Below are 18295 nucleotides of genomic sequence, written 5' to 3'. Positions count from 1 at the left end.
GAGGAGGGATATTTTATCTCTCCTCTTTTTTATATCCAGTGGATTTCAAGCCAAAACTCAAAATATATTGGGTATATTTCATCTTATCTCCTCGCAAGTTTTCCGCTGAAATCACATCAATGATACTCTTATGCTCCAATGAAATGGTGGCAGTTTCTGCCACTGAGCAATAGACAGGCATCAGACGAAACATCATGAGTATCGAGAAAAAAATTTTACTTAAATTACAGTCAATTGAAGCCACCATGAAAATGGTAGGTATATGGCAAAATTATCCACCTAAACCAGAAGCCTTTGAAAGTACCGAGCCTTTTTCTATTGATACTATGTCAGCGGATGAATGGCTTCAATGGGTATTAATCCCAAGAATACGGGCTTTAATAGAACAAAAGGCTAATTTACCGACTGCATTTGCTATAGCGCCGTATTTTGAAGAAGTTTATAAAGAAGAAGTAGAGCGTTATTTACCTTTGCTGGAGAATTTAAGGGAATTGGATACTCTATTTGCGCAGGGGGCTTGATATGCTGGATATTATTTATCAGGATGAGCATATTGTCGCAGTCAATAAACCTGCGGGCTGGCTGGTTCATCGTAGCTGGTTGGCGCGCCATGAAACCGTTTTTGTGATGCAGACACTGCGTGATCAAATTGGGCAGCATGTTTTCCCTGTTCATCGTCTGGACAGGCCGACATCCGGCGTTTTATTGATGGCTCTTTCAAGTGAAGTAGCGAGGACGCTTTCACAACAATTTGAATTCCACGATATACAAAAAACGTATCATGCGGTTGTGCGGGGTTATGTAGAAGGTGATGATATTATCGACTATGCCCTTATGGAACAGTTGGACAAAATCGCAGATAAGTTTGCTGATACTGACCGAGAAGCGCAATCAGCAGTTACACATTATCGTTCATTGGCAACTGTTGAGTGTCCGGTTGAGATAGGGCGGTACCCGACATCACGTTTCAGCCTGTTGGAACTGATGCCAAAAACGGGTCGTAAGCATCAACTGCGGCGGCATATGGCACATATCCGGCATCCTATCATTGGGGATACCACGCATGGCGATTTGCGACAAAACCGAGGAGTTGTTAAATATTATCAGACTGGTAGGTTAATGCTGCATGCCAGCCATCTTCAACTCAAACATCCTGTAACAGGAGAAAAACTTCTTCTGACTGCTCGGTGGGATGCATCCTGGCAGCATTTGCTTGAACAATTTGGGTGGCGGTGTATTGTGCCTGATCTGGAATGTTTAACCGCTCATGAATGAACGCAGTATCAAACTGATTAAAGAGATCAATATCTATGGCAAAGATTGGTGTTTTCGTTGGTACAGTTTATGGCAATGCTCTGGCAGTTGCAGAAGAGGCGCAGCAGATCCTTGGACAGCAAGGGCATGAAGTTAAAATCTTTGAAGATGCAACTTTAGCGCAATGGCAAGAATACCTGCAACAGGTTGTGTTAGTGATTACTTCGACGACAGGGCAGGGTGAGCTGCCTGATAATATCCGGCCACTCTATGCAGAACTGAATGATAAGTTGGGGCATCAGTCTGACTTACACTATGGCATGATTGTGTTGGGCGATCGTAGTTACGACACATTTTGCGGTGGTGGCCGTATATTTGATGAACTGTTACAAGAACAGGGAGCCAAGCGAATCGGGGATATACTGTTGATTGATGCTATTGAAGTAGTTGAACCCGAAGCCTTTGCCCAAGACTGGATTGAGCACTGGGGGGCTTTGCTGTAGGAAAGTTTCCTGTTACACCGCTTAGGCCTTTACTTTAATGTAACGTTGGGAAGATAAGCGGTGTAATGGTGTAGCTAACAGATTACTTGCGGGTCAATTTTTCTAGATCTGCTTCGATTTCCGCAATTTTATTGGCAACAACATGTTCAAGATGACGTAAATCGTCAAGGATCTTGTGTTTTAAATCCATTTCTATCTGGTCGTGTTTGCAAATCTGATCCAGCTCCTCAATTACATAACGCAGATTGGTGTTTATCTCTTTGACTTCTTTGTAACCTTGCCCTGAGTTATCATCAGAGATAGTTTTTAACTGACGTGGATACTTAAACTTAACGCTTTTGGCGAAGAATTCGCCTTTGTCCTTGCGGAAATAAATCTTCAGAATGTCGTTATTCGCTTCCTGACGGAGGCTATAGCGATCAATATCTTCAGGATGTGTGATCCCCAAACTTTTCAAGTTATCGTACATAGCGCGTCACCTAGTCACCTAAATGAAATGGAAAGGCAAAAAAATAGTGGATTTATTATCCATTTCATCCTTGTTAAAAGTCAATTGGTTAGTGATCAGTAGAAAAATGAGACAATAAAGTAACAGGTTTTCTTAATCCAAGACTAAGCGGCTACATATTTATGTAGCCGTAAGCAATTGCATGAACTCATTTGTGAAGTGGGAAGTCGTGCTGTTAATCAATATTTCTCAGCAGTTCGTTAATACCAACTTTGCCACGGGTCTTGGCATCTACTTTTTTCACGATAACTGCACAGTACAGGCTGTAGCTGCCATCTTTTGACGGAAGGTTACCGGATACGACAACTGAACCTGCTGGCACACGGCCATAATGAATTTCACCGGTTTCACGATCATAGATTTTGGTGCTTTGACCAATATAAACCCCCATTGAGATCACGGAGCCTTCTTCCACGATGACGCCTTCTACGATCTCAGAACGGGCGCCGATAAAACAATTGTCTTCAATAATGGTTGGGTTAGCCTGCAAGGGTTCCAGAACACCCCCAATACCAACGCCGCCAGATAAGTGAACATTTTTACCGATTTGTGCACAGGAACCCACAGTAGCCCAAGTATCTACCATTGAACTTTCATCCACATAGGCTCCTAAGTTGACGTAAGATGGCATCAGTACGGTGTTACGGGCGATAAAAGCGCCTTGGCGCACTGCCGCCGGCGGCACTACACGGAACCCTTCTTTCTCGAAACGAGCCTGATCATAATCAGCAAATTTCATGGGTACTTTGTCGAAATAGCGGCTTTCAGAGCCTTCCATAACTTGATTGTCATTAATGCGGAAGGAAAGCAATACAGCCTTTTTCAACCATTGATGCGTTACCCATTCTCCATCAATCTTTTCAGCGACGCGAAGTTTGCCGCTGTCCAGCATTTGGATGACCTGATTAATGGTGTCGCGGGTGGCTCCATCAACGGTGGATGGTGTAATGTTTGCACGGTTTTCAAACGCATTTTCGATTGTAGCTTGTAATTGCTGCATAAGTACACGGTTCCTAATTTCTGTTAAGTCAAGAGTATTGCTATAGTTTATCCCGTGTGTTGAGGGCTTCTGTCAACCTTTCTGATAATTCATCCCTTATTTTTTTATGTAATGCATTTTGATCTTTATCTGCCAGTACAAAAAAATCTTCAACACGTTCCCCTATAGTGGTGATTCTAGCTCCATGCAAGGAAATGCCCAATTCAGTGAAAATATTGCCTACCCGAGCCAGTAATCCGGGTTGATCCAATGCAACCAATTCCATATAAGTGCGGCGGATATTTTTCGTCGGTAAAAAGCTGACTTTGGTCGGGACATTAAAATGGCGTAATTTAGTTGGTAGATTACGTGCTTTCGGCACCTTGGGATGAGGATCATTCACCACTTTCAGTAAAGCGCGGCGGATGGATTCGTGACGATCAAGCGCCAGTGGATGGCCGTTAGGCTCCAGTACCACAAATGTATCCATTGCCATTTCATCACGACTCGTAAAGATTTGGGCATCGTGGACGCTTAAGTTACGTTTGTCCAACTCCCCAACAACTGCGGCAAACAATGAAGGCCGGTCTTGGCACCAAATAAAAATCTCTGTACCGCCGTGGGAAAATGCAGTGCTGATCAACACCATCGGTTCTGAAGAAGTATGGTGGATTAAGTGGCTGGCATGCCATACCAATTGATCCGGAGTATGACGCAGGAAATAATCAGCATGGAAACGGCTCCATATGCTGTGCAATTGTTGTTCGTCGATATTGGCTTGTCGCAATAGAGCTAGTGATTGTGTGCGATTATTGCGCATACGTTCTCGTAAGTCAGGGGGATTTTGGAGACCTTGGCGCAATTGTGTTTTTGTGGCGAAAAAGAGTTCGCGTATCAGGCTTTGTTTCCAACTGTTCCATAGCTTAGTATTGGTGGCGCAAATATCTGCAACAGTTAGACAAACTAAATAGTTCAATCGGGTTTGGTTTTTGACTATTCTAGAAAATTGTTGAATAACATCAGGGTCTTGAATATCCCGTCGCTGGGCGGTGACTGACATTAATAAATGATCACGAACCAGCCATTCTATTAATTCTGCTTCGTGATTTGCCAGGCCATGTACTTTTGCGAACGTGAATGCATCTTTAGCACCAAGCTCAGAATGATCACCATTGCGGCCCTTGGCGATATCATGGAAAAACGCCGCCAACCGCAGCAGTTCCGGTTGCGGGAGACGGGGATAAAGCTCAACACACAAAGGATGGATCACGCGGTTATTTTCATTAGCGAAACTTTCCAGCTTTTGTAGTACCCGTATGGTGTGCTCGTCAACGGTATAAGCATGAAAAAGATCAAATTGCATCTGGCCGACGATATTGCTCCACATCGGCATATACGCTCCTAATACACTATGGTGGTGCATTGGGAGTAGCGCACCCCTGACTGCGTAGGGATGGCGCAGAATATCCATGAAAACTTTTCGTGCTTCGGGCAATTCACATAAAGGATTATGCAGATTTCTACGGGCATAGCGAAGCTGGCGCAATGTTCTGGAGTAGATCCCCTGAATTTCGTGATGTTCCGCCATGTGATAAAACATTTTCAAAATTGAGGTAGGATCACGACTAAACAGCGTTTCATCAATTAAATCGATGAGATTACCCCGTAATTGAAACTCTGTATTCAAGGGACGAGGTTTCTCATTAGGCTGCAATGCCAGAATCGCTTCATCAAATAGCTGCAACAGCATGCTATTGAGTTCACTGATACGACGGGTCATGCGATAGAAATCTTTCATCATCCGTTCGACGGGTTGATTACGCTCGCCTTCATAGCCGAGCAGTCGGGCAACACTGAACTGACTTTCAAACAGCAGCCGATTATCATAACGGGTAACGACCAGATGAAGGGCAAAACGGATGCGCCAGAGAAAATTCTGGCATTCGTTTAATTCGTTACGTTCTTCGCGGGTCAGGAAGCCAAAATCGACCATCTCATCCAAGGATGTCGCGCCAAAATGGCGGTGAGCAACCCAAAGTAAGGTGTGAATGTCGCGTAATCCACCGGGGCTGCTTTTGATATCAGGCTCCAGATTGTAGCTTGTACTGTGATAACGTTGATGACGTTCTTGCTGTTCAACGAGTTTAGCCGCGAAAAATTGAGCAGATGGCCAGAAATCATCACTGAAAATATATTTCTGCAAGCGTAGAAATAAGGGCAGATCCCCACAAATTAAGCGTGCTTCAATAAGGTTTGTGGCGATAGTGAGATCGGAAAGCCCTTTTTGCTTGCACTCTTCGAGTGTCCTGACACTATGACCTACTTCCAGACGGATATCCCAGAGCAGAGCGATGAACTTTCCGATTTGTACTGATTGTTCTTCAGTGAGCGGAGATTCATTTAGGATCAATAGATCAATATCAGATAGAGGATGTAATTCACGGCGACCATAGCCACCGACTGCAATCAGAGAAAGAGAGACTATTTGGTCAAATTCCCGTTCCTGCCATAAGCGCTTCAACAGTTGATCAATATAATCACTGCGAGCGTAAATCAGTGCATCCGGTGTGATTCCTGCCTTGAAGGCTTGCTCCAGCCATAGCTGAAATTCATCAATATGCTGTTTAAGGACAGGGTATTGAAGGTCATTGTGGGAAAATTCCACAGGAGAAAGGGGAGGAACGGGTGCTTGCGCTAAGGAGATATCGACTGGCATATGCAGAAACCTATTATGAGAAAGCTTATGGGGAAGCGAACCATAATGACCAGATTACTGAGAAAATCGTGAGATGAACAGGGATTATTGGTCATGAGAATGAAACAGAATGAAGCGTCAGCCCAGTGAGTTGACAGACGCTTCATTGATTAGAAATGATAAATTGCGTCAGTCAGCAATTATTCGTTGACTAATACTGCTGAAATATACGGCTCTTCTTCTTTGCGCCATGTCATGATTTCACAACCATTGTCGGTTACAACAATAGTGTGTTCATACTGCGCAGACCAACCGCGATCTTTGGTTTTGACTGTCCAGCCGTCTTTCATGGTACGGATGCGGAAATCACCTGCATTAACCATGGGTTCAATAGTGAATGCCATTCCTTTTTGCAGAACAACACCGCCATCATCCGCATCATAATGCAAAACATGTGGCTCTTCGTGGAAGACCCTGCCGATACCGTGACCGCAATATTCGCGAACAACAGAATAATCCTGAGCTTCCACAAACTGCTGAATTGCTTTGCCAAGGGTACGCAAGCGAATGCCCGGCTTAACCACTTTCAGGGCAAGATACAGGCTCTCTTGTGTCACGCGGCAAAGACGCTCACCTTGGATAGTTGGCTTACCGACGATGAACATTTTGGATGTATCACCGTGGAACTCATCTTTGATGACAGTAACGTCAATATTGACGATATCACCGTCTTTCAGCACCTTGTCATCACTCGGAATACCGTGACAAATTACGTCATTGACTGAGATGCACACAGATTTAGGGAAACCGTGGTAACCCAGACAAGCAGAAATGGCCTGTTGTTTCTCGGTGATGTGCTTGTGACAGATGCGATCCAGTTCACCTGTGGTGACACCCGCCTTGACGTAAGGCTCAATCATTTCCAGAACTTCGGCTGCCAGACGTCCGGCAACACGCATTTTCTGAATGTCTTCTTCTGTTTTGATAGAAATAGCCATGAAATGGGTCCATTTAAGTCGGAAAATGACCGACTATTTGATATTAACTAAGGAAAATTGTTGTCGGTAATGGTACCAGCCCACCGAATGTCTGCCAATAACCGTTGGTTGACAGACTATCAGAAAGCTGTAACAAATGTTGGAGTATAGTGGTGGTTTGTGGTATAAAGCGCGCCGGTATTCTGTGTAATTGTTTCTGCCTTAATGCAATGCGCAGGGATACTAAATAAACTCATTATGTGTAAATAACACACACGGGTCGGCACATACACCGGGGTGCTCTCATGCGGCTAATCATATGGGTAGCTTGCAGCTAAAGAGTCGGTGTCATGGGATCTGTGGAGGCATAACCCCAATTAACTTTATAGAGGTCTAAAATGGCAACTGTTTCCATGCGCGATATGCTGCAAGCGGGCGTTCACTTCGGTCACCAGACTCGTTACTGGAACCCAAAAATGAAACCTTTCATCTTTGGTGCTCGTAACAAAGTTCATATCATCAACCTGGAAAAAACTGTTCCAATGTTCAACGGTGCACTGGCAGAGCTGAACAAAATTGCTTCCCGTAAAGGTAAGATCCTGTTTGTTGGTACTAAGCGTGCTGCTAGCGAAGCAGTAAAAGAATCAGCACTGAGCTGTGACCAATACTTCGTTAATCACCGTTGGTTAGGTGGTATGCTGACTAACTGGAAAACTGTTCGTCAGTCAATCAAGCGTCTGAAAGATCTGGAAGTGCAGTCTCAGGATGGTACTTTTGACAAGCTGACCAAAAAAGAAGCGCTGATGCGTACTCGTGAGCTTGGTAAACTGGAAAACAGCCTGGGCGGTATCAAAGACATGGGCGGCCTGCCTGATGCTCTGTTTGTTATCGATGCTGAACACGAACATATTGCTATCAAAGAAGCAAATAACTTGGGTATTCCAGTATTCGCTATCGTTGATACTAACTCTGATCCAGATGGCGTTGATTTCATCATCCCTGGTAACGACGACGCAATCCGTGCAGTAAAACTGTACCTGACCGCTGCAGCTACCGCTGTTCGTGAAGGTCGTTCTCAAGATCTGGCTGTTCAGGCGGAAGAAGGTCTCGTAGACGCTGAATAATAAGGTATGCTCATTTTGAGCCCTTATTGACCAGGTATTGAAATATATTGGTTAGGGGGCCTATTACGGCCCCCTTTACATATCTGATATAGAACTATTATCTGATATAGAACTTTCCACGCGGAATATTATCTTCCCGCGAGACACATCGAGGAATAAAACAAATGGCTGACATTACCGCTGCTCTGGTAAAAGAACTGCGTGAGCGTACTGGCGCAGGCATGATGGAATGTAAAAAAGCACTGGTTGAAGCAAATGGTGATATCGAGCTTGCTATCGATAACATGCGTAAATCAGGTCAGGCAAAAGCTGCTAAGAAAGCAGGCCGTGTTGCCGCTGAAGGTGTTATCCTGGTTGAAGTTGCGGCTGATGCTACATTCGCGGGTATTGTTGAACTGAACTGTGAAACTGACTTCGTTGCTAAAGATGCAGGCTTCCTGGCGTTCGGTAAAGAAGTGATCGCAGCAGTAATGGCTGACAAAAACGCTGATATCGATGCTCTGAAAGCTAAGTTCGAAGAACAGCGTACTGAACTGGTTGCGAAAATCGGTGAAAACATCAACATCCGTCGTGTTGAAATCCTGGAAGGTGAAGCTGTAGGTTCTTACCTGCACGGTGCTCGCATCGGTGTTCTGGTTTCGGCTGAAGGCGCAAGCGAAGAATTGATCAAACACGTTGCAATGCACGTTGCTGCAAGCAAGCCAGAATACGTGAACCCAACTGACGTTCCTGCTGACGTGGTTGAGCGTGAGCATCAGATCCAGATGGAAATCGCAATGCAGTCTGGTAAGCCTCGCGAAATCGCAGAGAAAATGGTTTCTGGCCGTATGAACAAATTCACCGGCGAAATCTCTCTGACTGGCCAGAATTTCGTAATGGATCCAAGCAAATCTGTTGGCGATCTGCTGAAAGAGAACAATGCTAAAGTGATCAACTTCATCCGCTTCGAAGTTGGTGAAGGCATCGAGAAAGTTGAAGCTGATTTCGCAGCAGAAGTTGCTGCAATGAGCAAACAGTCTTAATTTTCTTAAACGGAGCCGCCGATTGGCGGTTCTGTTTTATCTCATGATGAGTTTTTACATCTGGGCTGCGTAGCGTGGATGTGTAGTAATTGAATAAATCCCCAATATCCTTATCTGCTTAGGACTGAACACCATGGCAACCAATGCAAAACCCGTATATCAGAGAATCCTTCTTAAGCTCAGTGGAGAAGCCCTGCAAGGCGCAGAAGGTTTTGGTATCGACGCCAGCGTCTTAGACCGCATGGCTCAGGAAATTAAAGAACTGGTTGAGCTGGGTATTCAGGTCGGCGTCGTTATTGGAGGAGGTAACCTGTTTCGTGGTGCTGGTTTGGCTGAAGCAGGAATGAACCGTGTAGTAGGCGATCACATGGGCATGTTAGCGACTGTGATGAACGGTCTGGCGATGCGTGATGCTTTACACCGCGCCTATGTGAACGTTCGTTTGATGTCAGCCATCCCACTGAATGGGGTGTGTGACAATTACAGCTGGGCTGAGGCTATCAGCTTACTGCGTCACGGTCGTGTTGTTATTTTCTCTGCGGGTACTGGTAACCCGTTCTTTACAACAGATTCTGCTGCATGTCTGCGTGGCATTGAAATTGAAGCAGATGTTGTGTTAAAAGCGACTAAAGTTGATGGCGTCTATTCTGCTGATCCTACGAAAGCTCCTGAAGCCGTTCTCTACGATAAACTCACTTATCAGGACGTATTGGAACGTGAATTAAAAGTGATGGATCTCGCTGCGTTTACGTTGGCCCGTGATCATAATCTGCCTATTCGTGTTTTTAATATGAATAAACCAGGCGCACTCCGTCGTGTTGTGATGGGTGAAAATGAAGGCACGCTGATTTCTCACGACTGATTTTTCATAATTCGTGCTCAGAGAGACATTGGTGAAATTTGACGGTATGATCAGCGTCCTGATGCGCCAAATTTAATGACACAGGGCCACCTAGTTATCAGCTTGATTAGTGTATTTGCTAGTTACGCATATATGGCCTAAAAAAATAACCATCTCCCAAGGGTTTGTAACGTGATTAATGAAATTAAAAAAGACGCACAAGACCGCATGGAAAAAAGCGTCGAAGCACTGAAAAACCAAATCAGCAAGGTTCGTACTGGCCGTGCTTCTCCTAGCCTGTTGGATGGCATCAGCGTTGAATATTATGGCGCTGCGACTCCACTGCGTCAGATTGCAAACGTCGTTGCAGAAGATGTCCGTACTTTAGCAATTACGGTATTTGACCGCTCCATGACTCCGGCAATTGAGAAAGCGATTATGGCTTCTGATCTGGGTCTGAATCCATCTTCTGCTGGAACCATTATCCGCGTTCCATTGCCTGCACTGACAGAAGAACGCCGTAAAGATCTTATCAAGGTTGTTCGTGGTGAAGCGGAGCAGGGTCGTGTATCTATCCGTAACATTCGCCGTGATGCTAACGATAAGGTTAAGGCACTGCTGAAAGAAAAAGAAATCAGTGAAGACGAAGAACGTCGTTCACAGGATGAAATCCAAAAATTGACCGACAGCTTTATTAAAAAGATTGATGAAGCGTTGGCAAATAAAGAAACTGAGTTAATGGATTTCTAAGCTCTATTTCTTAAATACAGCGCCGTATCCCTGCGGCGTTGTTCTTATTCTTGATATACACTTCGTATCACATTTCTTTCTCAAACGATGGACATAGCGATCTGTACAGCTCAAACTAATGCGATATTTATATCAGTAGCATATTCAGAGTATTAAAATGAAACGGTTAACTATTCTTGGCTCAACGGGTTCGATTGGGAAAAGTACGCTTTCTGTTGTCCGAAATAATCCAGAGAAATTCAGTGTTGTCGCACTCATTGCTGGGAAAAATATTGAAGTTATGGCACAGCAGTGCCTGGAGTTTCGCCCGCTATACGCAGCGATGGCGGATGAGCAATCTGCGAATGCGTTACGTCAATTACTGCAAGAACGAGGAAACCAAACCGAAGTTTTATTCGGCAAAGAGGCTATTTGTGATTTAGCGGCACTGGAAGACGTCGATCAAGTCATGTCTGCCATTGTTGGTGTAGCAGGGCTATTACCAACACTGGCGGCTATTCGTCGGGGTAAGCAAGTTCTGTTGGCGAATAAAGAATCGCTGATTACCAGTGGACGCCTGTTTATGGATGCAGTTGCTCAATACAAAGCGCAACTGTTACCTATTGATAGTGAACATAATGCTATTTTTCAAAGTTTGCCTGCCGAGGTTCAACATAATCTTGGCAATATAAATTTGAAGGATCATGGTATTTCCAACATTATACTGACAGGTTCGGGTGGCCCATTCCGTAAAACATCTCTGGATAAGCTGCCTGATGTTACACCGGATGAAGCGTGTGCACACCCAATCTGGTCAATGGGACGTAAAATTTCAGTTGATTCAGCGACCATGATGAATAAAGGGCTGGAGTACATTGAAGCACGTTACTTGTTCAATGCGTCCGCTGATGAAATGGAAGTATTATTGCATCCTCAATCAGTCATCCATTCTATGGTCCGTTATCAAGATGGCAGTATTATTGCTCAGTTGGGAACACAGGACATGTGTACTCCCATAGCTTATGCGATGGCTTACCCCAACCGTATTCAATCTGGCGCGAAACCACTGGACTTTACCGAGCTGAGCATGCTCACCTTTGAAACACTGGATTATCAGCGTTACCCTTGCCTGAAGTTGGCTATTGAGGCTTGTCATGAAGGGCAGGCAGCAACAACTGTTTTGAATGCAGCGAATGAAGAGACCGTTGATGTTTTTTTGAAAGATGGAATCCGTTTCACAGATATTGCGAGAATTAATCGGTTAGTGGTAGAAAAATTAAATTTATCTGAACCTCAAAGTATAGAAGAGGTCTTAGAAATCGATAAAATAGCCAGAATTGCGGCGAGAAAAACCATCAGAATTTTTGCTAAGTAGCGAATTATTGTTAATAAGTATATGTTTGTTTGCGTTTTGGCAAATGATATAGTTCGCGGGTAAATTATAGTTGTTATAATCGCCAATTCAATTACTTTGCACCCGTGTTCTGATAGTAAAACCAGAGTAGAGGCTTTCATTCAGGCCGTGCGAGAAATAGCCGTGGTAGCCGTGATAATAATTAACACGTGACACGGCTTTTTCATGTTTGGAAGCGATTGAATTTATTGCAAGTCCAGCCTAGTTATTTAAGGATTATTTTGAGTGATATCTCCCAGTGATAGTGACTCATTACCAACGGTACCCAGACATGTTGCCATCATTATGGATGGTAATGGTCGCTGGGCAAAAAAGCGTGGTAAATTAAGAATTTTTGGTCACCGTGCAGGAATTAAAGCTGTGCGGAGTGCTGTAAGTTTTTCAGTTAAACATAATATTGAATCACTGACGTTATATGCTTTCAGTAGTGAAAACTGGAATCGCCCACAGCAAGAAGTCAGCTCATTAATGGAATTGTTTGTTTTTGCTCTTGATAATGAAGTAAAGAGTCTGCATAAGCACAATGTGAAATTGTCTGTCATTGGTGATATCAGTCGTTTTAGCTCACGGTTGCAGGAACGTATTCGCCGTTCAGTTGAATTGACCACGGGCAATACCGGATTGCAGCTTAATATTGCAGCTAATTATGGCGGACGTTGGGATTTACTTCAGGGTATTAAGCAAATTGCTGACAAAGTTAAGGCAAATGAACTGGCACCTGAAGAGATTACTGAGGCTACAATTGGCAGTTTCATCAATTTAAATCAGCAGCCTGAAGTTGATCTTGTAATCAGAACGGGAGGCGAGCACCGTATCAGTAATTTCCTGATATGGCAGATCGCTTATGCAGAATTGTATTTTACCGATATACTTTGGCCTGATTTTGATGAAATTGCTTTTGAAGGTGCTATTAATGCCTTTTCCAAACGAGAACGCCGATTCGGCGGAACAATACCAGACGATGCCGAAGTGGGATCATAGGAGGAGAACTTGCTGAAGTACCGTCTTTTAACTACGTTGATATTAATTCCGCTTGTTATAGCAGCACTGTTTTTCCTGCCCCCATCGGGATTTGGGCTGGTTATCATTACTGTTTCTGCACTGGCCGCATGGGAATGGGGGCAATTTGCAGGTCTCTTTACTCAAGCTAAACGCATTACATTGGCAGTGTTATTTGCTGTAGGTTTATTGGCTTTGCAGTATTCTTTGTCGGATTTTTATCATCTTACTGAAAAACCTCAAATTATATATCTATTGTGGGCAGGGATGATTTGGTGGGTAGTCGCTATTTTATTAGTGGTTACTTATCCAGCCTCTGCTTCTATCTGGAAATCATCGGTTATATTGCGCCTGCTGTTTGGTGTTCTGACCATCGTGCCCTTTTATTGTGGGATGATGGTATTGCGTACCCAGGGTTATGAAAGCAATACCTACGATGGCGCATGGTGGTTGCTGTATGTGATGCTGTTGGTGTGGGCTGCCGACTCAGGAGCCTATATTTTCGGCCGAACCATGGGTAAGCACAAAATGGCACCGAGGGTTTCGCCAGGTAAAACGCTTGAAGGACTCGTTGGGGGATTACTGACCGCAGCACTGATTTCGTGGCTGTTCGGTAAGTTTGCACCTGTACCCACAATGCAGGAACACTTGCTGTTGATTTCCACGGTTGTGGTTATTGCCTCGGTCTTTGGTGATTTAACTGAGAGTATGTTTAAGCGGGAATCAGGGATCAAAGACAGTAGTCAATTGATTCCGGGGCATGGTGGCGTTCTGGACAGGGTAGATAGCTTAACGGCGGCAATTCCTGTGTTCGCAGGGTTGGTAATGTTGATTTCTTCTGGATTTACTCTTTAAAGGTAAATAATGGATATTCTCTGGAATCTGGCTGCATTTATTGTTGCATTGGGCGTTCTTGTCACTGTACATGAGTTTGGTCATTTTTGGGTTGCCAGGCGGTGTGGTATTTATGTTGAACGCTTTTCCATTGGTTTTGGTAAAGCGCTTTGGCACTGTACAGATAAACAGGGAACAGAATACGTCATTGCCCTTATCCCTCTTGGTGGATATGTCAAAATGCTCGATGAACGGGTAGAAGAAGTTTCTCCTGAGCGTCGCCATATGGCTTTCAACAATAAAACTATTGGCCAGCGTGCAGCAGTAATCAGCGCTGGGCCAATTGCAAACTTCATTCTGGCTGTTATAGCTTATTGGCTGGTTTTTGTCATTGGCGTGCCGTCTGTGCGCCCGGTAGTGTTAGATGTTAAACCAGATTCCATTGCCGCTCAGGCAAATATTTTGCCTGGAATGGAACTAAAAGCTGTTGATGGTATCGAAACTTCTGATTGGAATGCGGTACGTCTTGTTATGGTAAGTAAAGTGGGTGAAGCATCTGTATCCGTAGATGTCACTCCTTTGGATACCAGTGAAAGCATCCAAAAGACATTGGATTTACGCGACTGGGCATTCGATGCGTCTAAGCAGGATGTTCTATTGTCTTTGGGGATGATGCCTGTTGTTCCTCGGATTAGTGCGCAAGTAGAAAAAGTTTATCCTGCTTCACCCGCTGAAAAAGCGGGTTTACAAAGTGGGGACAGGATCGTTAAAGTCAACGGTCAAGATGTAGATGTCTGGCACACTTTTTCATCTTTTGTCAGGAAGAATCCCAATATTCCTCTAAAATTGGACGTTGCGAGGGCGGGAGAAATAATTCCCCTGTCTCTGATTCCTGAAGTCAAAAAGTTGTCCAATGACCGTGAAGAAGGTTTTGCCGGCGTTGAACTTAAATTTATTCCACTGTCGGATGAATATAAGATTATTCAGCAATACGGGCCTTTCTCTGCCATTTACGAGGCAGGAAACAAAACTTGGCAATTAATGAAACTGACCGTCAATATGATCGGCAAATTAATTGTGGGGGATGTGAAGCTCGATAACTTGAGCGGCCCGATTTCTATAGCCAAAGGTGCTGGAGTATCAGCTGATTTTGGCTTGGTGTATTATTTAATGTTTTTGGCGCTGATTAGCGTCAATCTTGGGATCATTAATTTGTTCCCATTACCTGTACTAGATGGTGGACACTTGCTTTTCCTTGCTATCGAGAAGATTAAGGGAGGGCCAGTCTCCGAGCGTGTACAAGACTTCAGTTATCGCATTGGTGCTATATTGCTGGTGTTATTAATGGGGCTTGCACTTTTCAATGATTTCTCCCGCTTTTAAAGTGGGGGACCGGTTAGGAAAACGCATAACAACGATGGCGATGAAAAAGTTGCTCATAGCGTCGCTGCTGTTCGGCAGCGCCACTGCATACGGTTCAGACGGATTCGTGGTTCAGGACATTCATTTCGAGGGGCTTCAACGTGTCACCGTTGGTGCAGCATTACTGAATATGCCAATTCGCATAGGTGACTCAGTCAGCGATGAAGATGTTAGTCGCACGATCCACGCACTATTTGCGACTGGAAATTTCGAAGATGTTCGTGTCCTGCGTGATGGCAATTCACTTGTTGTCCAGGTAAAAGAACGGCCAACCATCGCCAGCATCACTTTCTCCGGTAACAAATCGGTGAAAGATGACATGCTCAAGCAGAACCTTGAAGCCTCTCGTGTTCGTGTTGGTGAAGCCCTTGACCGCACCATGCTGTCGAATATTGAAAAAGGGCTGGAAGATTTTTACTACAGCGTTGGTAAATACAACGCGACAGTGAAAGCTGTTGTGACTCCACTACCTCGCAACCGTGTTGACTTAAGGCTTGTTTTTTCAGAAGGGGTTTCTGCCAAGATCCAGCAAATTAATATTGTTGGCAATAAAGCCTTTCCTACCAATGGGCTACTTAATCATTTCCAACTCAGGGACGACGTTCCTTGGTGGAACATGACGGCTGACCAGAAATACCAGAAACAAAAATTGGCAGGTGATCTTGAAACCCTGCGCAGTTTCTATTTTGATCGAGGCTATGCCCGTTTCAATATAGATTCGACTCAAGTCAATCTGACACCGGACAAAAAAGGCATCTATATCACCGTTAATATCACCGAAGGCGATCAATATAAAATTGCAGGTGTTGATTTGAACGGTAACTTGGCAGGCTATCAGTCACAAATAGAAGAACTGACCAAAATTGAGCCGGGTTCACTCTATAACGGTGCTGAAGTGACAAGGATGGAAGCCGCCATCAAAAATCTGCTCGGTCGTTATGGTTATGCTTATCCCCGAGTGATGACACAACCTGAAATTGATGATGCCGATAGAATGGTTAAGCTGCATGTAAATGTTGATGCAGGCAACCGTTTCTATGTGCGTAAAATTCGTTTTTCAGGAAACGATGTCAGCAAGGATATGGTACTACGCCGTGAAATGCGCCAGATGGAAGGGGCGTGGCTGGGTAGTGATCTGGTTGAACAGGGTAAAGAACGTTTAAATCGGCTCGGTTATTTTGAATCTGTTGATGTGGATACCGAACGTGTCTCGGGTAGCCCAGACCAAGTTGATGTGGTCTATAAAGTTAAAGAGCGCAATACCGGCTCTATGAACTTTAGCGTTGGTTTTGGTACAGAAAGTGGCATGAGTTTCCAGATTGGTGTCCAGCAGGACAACTGGTTGGGGACTGGTAATTCCGTGGCTATCAGTGCTACTAAGAATGACTATTCAAAGTCGGCTGATTTATCCTTAACCAACCCTTACTTTACTGTTAATGGTGTAAGTCTGGGTGGTCGGATGTTCTATAATGATTTCCGCGCCAATGATGCTGATCTTTCAAACTATACCAACAAAGGATATGGTGCTGAGGGATTGTTTGGTTTCCCATTGAATGAAAATAATGCCTTGAATTTGAGACTGGGCTATACGCATAACTCCCTGTCTAACATGCGTCCACAGGCTGCAATGTGGCGTTATTTATATAAAATGGGCAAAAATCCGGGACTTGATGATAAAGCCAAATTTGATTCCAACGATTTCACGATGACAGTGGGATGGAATTACAACAATCTCGATCGTGGTTTCTTCCCGACTTCTGGCTTAAGATCATCGCTGGATACGAAAGTGACAATTCCTGGTTCAAATAACCAATTCTATAAAGTCACCTGGAACTCTGCAGGTTACTATCCTCTGGATAACGATCGTTCATGGGTGCTGGCGGGGCGTACTCGTCTGGGCTATGGTGGTGGGTTAGGTGGCAAAGAAATGCCATTCTATGAAAACTTCTACGCTGGTGGTTCCAGCAGCGTTCGTGGCTTCCGTTCGAATAATATCGGGCCAAAAGCCATTTACCTGGAAAAAAAGGAAGATGGTGAAATTGGGCCTGTTAAAAACAGCCCATCTCGTGATGCCGTGGGCGGGAACGCGGTAGCGGTTGCCAGTTTTGAACTGATTACACCAACTCCGTTCCTTGATGCGAAATATTCTAATTCCGTTCGGACTTCTGTGTTTGTAGATGCGGGAACGGTATGGGATACCAATTGGACTAAGACTTACGCTGGGATGCCTGACTACAGCAAGCCAAATAATATCCGTGTTTCTGCCGGTATTGCTCTGCAATGGTTGTCACCGTTAGGGCCATTGAGCTTCTCTTATGCGAAGCCAATCAAGGAGTATGCGGGTGATAGATCGGAGCAATTCCAGTTTAATATTGGCGGAACGTGGTAATTATTAACCGTTCTTGGTAAAAAAAGCGTCCTATTATTTATCATTAGGTAGGGCGATATTAAGTCTTCTAATCTGTAAAAATAGCGTGGGTCAAAGGAGTTTATAGTGAAAAAAGTATTGTGTGCAGCAAGCCTAGGTATGGCATTAGCGTTCTCTGCGGGTGCTCAGGCGGCAGATAAAATTGCTTTAGTGAACGTTGCTGAAGTTTTCCAACAGTTACCAGCTCGTGAAGCAGTGGCAAAACAGTTGGATAACGAATTTAAAGGCCGTGCATCTGAATTGCAGCGCATGGAATCTGATTTGCAAACCAAGATTCAGAAATTGCAGCGCGATGGTTCAACTATGAAAGCCAGCGAGCGCGAAAAATCAGAAAAAGAAATTGTAGCAAAACGTGATGAATTTGCTCAGAAAGCACAGGCTTTTGAGAACGATAATCGTCGTCGTCAGATGGAAGAACGCAATAAAATCCTGAACCGCATTCAGGATGCTGTTAAAGTGGTTGCAGGTAAAGAAGGTTACGATCTTGTTCTTGATGCGAATGCCGCTGTGTATTCTGCATCTGGTAAAGATATCACCGCAGAAGTATTGAAGCAGGTTAAATAAGT

At 44.3% G+C, this 18295-nt stretch carries 17 protein-coding genes; 13 read left to right on the top strand and 4 right to left on the bottom strand.

Annotated features, from left to right (window positions below; translation table 11 throughout):
• Window positions 1–194 precede the first annotated feature (194 nt).
• Genes AACQ81_RS19455 through AACQ81_RS19445 form a run of 3 tightly spaced genes read left to right on the top strand, consistent with a single transcriptional unit; the run spans window position 195 to window position 1757 of the window.
• A complete protein-coding gene (locus AACQ81_RS19455) occupies window positions 195–521 on the top strand; it encodes a YqcC family protein (protein WP_237385896.1) in 327 nt (108 codons plus the stop codon).
• Between the two features lies 1 nt (window position 522).
• Entirely contained in the window at window positions 523–1275 is a 753-nt protein-coding gene (gene truC / locus AACQ81_RS19450) for a tRNA pseudouridine(65) synthase TruC (protein WP_237385895.1), read from the top strand.
• Window positions 1276–1310: 35 nt separating this feature from the next.
• A complete protein-coding gene (locus AACQ81_RS19445) occupies window positions 1311–1757 on the top strand; it encodes a flavodoxin (RefSeq protein WP_237385894.1) in 447 nt (148 codons plus the stop codon).
• A gap of 82 nt (window positions 1758–1839) precedes the next feature.
• Here the strand turns inward: AACQ81_RS19445 and AACQ81_RS19440 are convergent, their stop codons facing one another.
• The 4 genes from AACQ81_RS19440 to map all read right to left on the bottom strand — a co-directional run bounded on the left by AACQ81_RS19440 (window position 1840) and on the right by map (window position 6937).
• On the bottom strand, window positions 1840–2226 hold the full coding sequence (locus AACQ81_RS19440) for a DUF3461 family protein (protein ID WP_237385893.1): 387 nt from the start codon (window positions 2224–2226) through the stop codon (window positions 1840–1842).
• 214 nt (window positions 2227–2440) lie between these two features.
• On the bottom strand, window positions 2441–3265 hold the full coding sequence (gene dapD / locus AACQ81_RS19435) for a 2,3,4,5-tetrahydropyridine-2,6-dicarboxylate N-succinyltransferase (protein WP_237385892.1): 825 nt from the start codon (window positions 3263–3265) through the stop codon (window positions 2441–2443).
• Between the two features lie 40 nt (window positions 3266–3305).
• Window positions 3306–5960 carry a bifunctional uridylyltransferase/uridylyl-removing protein GlnD gene (glnD, locus tag AACQ81_RS19430; RefSeq protein ID WP_237385891.1) on the bottom strand — a complete coding sequence of 885 codons (2655 nt, stop codon included), beginning with the start codon at window positions 5958–5960 and terminating at the stop codon, window positions 3306–3308.
• A gap of 179 nt (window positions 5961–6139) precedes the next feature.
• The gene (map, locus tag AACQ81_RS19425; RefSeq protein ID WP_237385890.1) at window positions 6140–6937 is read right to left on the bottom strand and encodes a type I methionyl aminopeptidase; all 798 of its coding nucleotides are present in this window, start codon (window positions 6935–6937) and stop codon (window positions 6140–6142) included.
• Between the two features lie 377 nt (window positions 6938–7314).
• Between map and rpsB the strand changes: the two genes are divergently transcribed.
• The 10 genes from rpsB (at window position 7315) to skp (ending at window position 18293) form a co-directional block, all read left to right on the top strand.
• On the top strand, window positions 7315–8040 hold the full coding sequence (rpsB, locus tag AACQ81_RS19420) for a 30S ribosomal protein S2 (RefSeq protein WP_237385889.1): 726 nt from the start codon (window positions 7315–7317) through the stop codon (window positions 8038–8040).
• Window positions 8041–8204: 164 nt separating this feature from the next.
• A complete protein-coding gene (gene tsf / locus AACQ81_RS19415) occupies window positions 8205–9062 on the top strand; it encodes a translation elongation factor Ts (RefSeq protein WP_237385888.1) in 858 nt (285 codons plus the stop codon).
• A gap of 133 nt (window positions 9063–9195) precedes the next feature.
• On the top strand, window positions 9196–9924 hold the full coding sequence (gene pyrH / locus AACQ81_RS19410; RefSeq protein WP_237385887.1) for a UMP kinase: 729 nt from the start codon (window positions 9196–9198) through the stop codon (window positions 9922–9924).
• 171 nt (window positions 9925–10095) lie between these two features.
• Entirely contained in the window at window positions 10096–10653 is a 558-nt protein-coding gene (frr, locus tag AACQ81_RS19405; protein WP_092548588.1) for a ribosome recycling factor, read from the top strand.
• Window positions 10654–10810: 157 nt separating this feature from the next.
• Window positions 10811–12007: a 1-deoxy-D-xylulose-5-phosphate reductoisomerase gene (gene ispC, locus AACQ81_RS19400; protein WP_237385886.1), complete on the top strand. Its 1197-nt coding sequence runs from the start codon at window positions 10811–10813 to the stop codon at window positions 12005–12007.
• A 324-nt stretch (window positions 12008–12331) separates the two neighbouring features.
• Complete coding sequence (uppS, locus tag AACQ81_RS19395; RefSeq protein WP_237385922.1) at window positions 12332–13027, top strand: polyprenyl diphosphate synthase; 696 nt, start codon at window positions 12332–12334, stop codon at window positions 13025–13027.
• Between the two features lie 9 nt (window positions 13028–13036).
• Window positions 13037–13900 carry a phosphatidate cytidylyltransferase gene (gene cdsA, locus AACQ81_RS19390; RefSeq protein ID WP_237385885.1) on the top strand — a complete coding sequence of 288 codons (864 nt, stop codon included), beginning with the start codon at window positions 13037–13039 and terminating at the stop codon, window positions 13898–13900.
• Window positions 13901–13906: 6 nt separating this feature from the next.
• Window positions 13907–15262, top strand: coding sequence for a sigma E protease regulator RseP (gene rseP, locus AACQ81_RS19385; RefSeq protein ID WP_237385921.1), 1356 nt, complete (start codon window positions 13907–13909; stop codon window positions 15260–15262).
• A gap of 34 nt (window positions 15263–15296) precedes the next feature.
• Window positions 15297–17690, top strand: a complete 2394-nt coding sequence (gene bamA, locus AACQ81_RS19380) for an outer membrane protein assembly factor BamA (protein ID WP_237385884.1) — start codon at window positions 15297–15299, stop codon at window positions 17688–17690.
• A gap of 105 nt (window positions 17691–17795) precedes the next feature.
• Window positions 17796–18293, top strand: coding sequence for a molecular chaperone Skp (gene skp / locus AACQ81_RS19375; protein ID WP_237385883.1), 498 nt, complete (start codon window positions 17796–17798; stop codon window positions 18291–18293).
• Window positions 18294–18295 lie beyond the last annotated feature (2 nt).

Origin of the sequence: Xenorhabdus sp. Sc-CR9, from assembly GCF_963897815.1 — a bacterium.
Lineage (GTDB): Bacteria > Pseudomonadota > Gammaproteobacteria > Enterobacterales > Enterobacteriaceae > Xenorhabdus.
The sequence above is the reverse complement of the archived record's forward strand: the minus strand, read 5'-3'. Positions and strand labels throughout refer to the sequence as shown.

Coding starts and splice junctions, on each gene's coding strand:
- glnD (WP_237385891.1), bottom strand. CDS start 5,960: ATGCCAGTCGATATCTCCTTAGCGCAAGCACCCGTTCCTCCCCTTTCT.
- AACQ81_RS19445 (WP_237385894.1), top strand. CDS start 1,311: ATGGCAAAGATTGGTGTTTTCGTTGGTACAGTTTATGGCAATGCTCTG.
- uppS (WP_237385922.1), top strand. CDS start 12,332: ATGGATGGTAATGGTCGCTGGGCAAAAAAGCGTGGTAAATTAAGAATT.
- truC (WP_237385895.1), top strand. CDS start 523: ATGCTGGATATTATTTATCAGGATGAGCATATTGTCGCAGTCAATAAA.
- map (WP_237385890.1), bottom strand. CDS start 6,937: ATGGCTATTTCTATCAAAACAGAAGAAGACATTCAGAAAATGCGTGTT.
- bamA (WP_237385884.1), top strand. CDS start 15,297: ATGGCGATGAAAAAGTTGCTCATAGCGTCGCTGCTGTTCGGCAGCGCC.
- rpsB (WP_237385889.1), top strand. CDS start 7,315: ATGGCAACTGTTTCCATGCGCGATATGCTGCAAGCGGGCGTTCACTTC.
- ispC (WP_237385886.1), top strand. CDS start 10,811: ATGAAACGGTTAACTATTCTTGGCTCAACGGGTTCGATTGGGAAAAGT.
- dapD (WP_237385892.1), bottom strand. CDS start 3,265: ATGCAGCAATTACAAGCTACAATCGAAAATGCGTTTGAAAACCGTGCA.
- pyrH (WP_237385887.1), top strand. CDS start 9,196: ATGGCAACCAATGCAAAACCCGTATATCAGAGAATCCTTCTTAAGCTC.
- tsf (WP_237385888.1), top strand. CDS start 8,205: ATGGCTGACATTACCGCTGCTCTGGTAAAAGAACTGCGTGAGCGTACT.
- AACQ81_RS19455 (WP_237385896.1), top strand. CDS start 195: ATGAGTATCGAGAAAAAAATTTTACTTAAATTACAGTCAATTGAAGCC.
- AACQ81_RS19440 (WP_237385893.1), bottom strand. CDS start 2,226: ATGTACGATAACTTGAAAAGTTTGGGGATCACACATCCTGAAGATATT.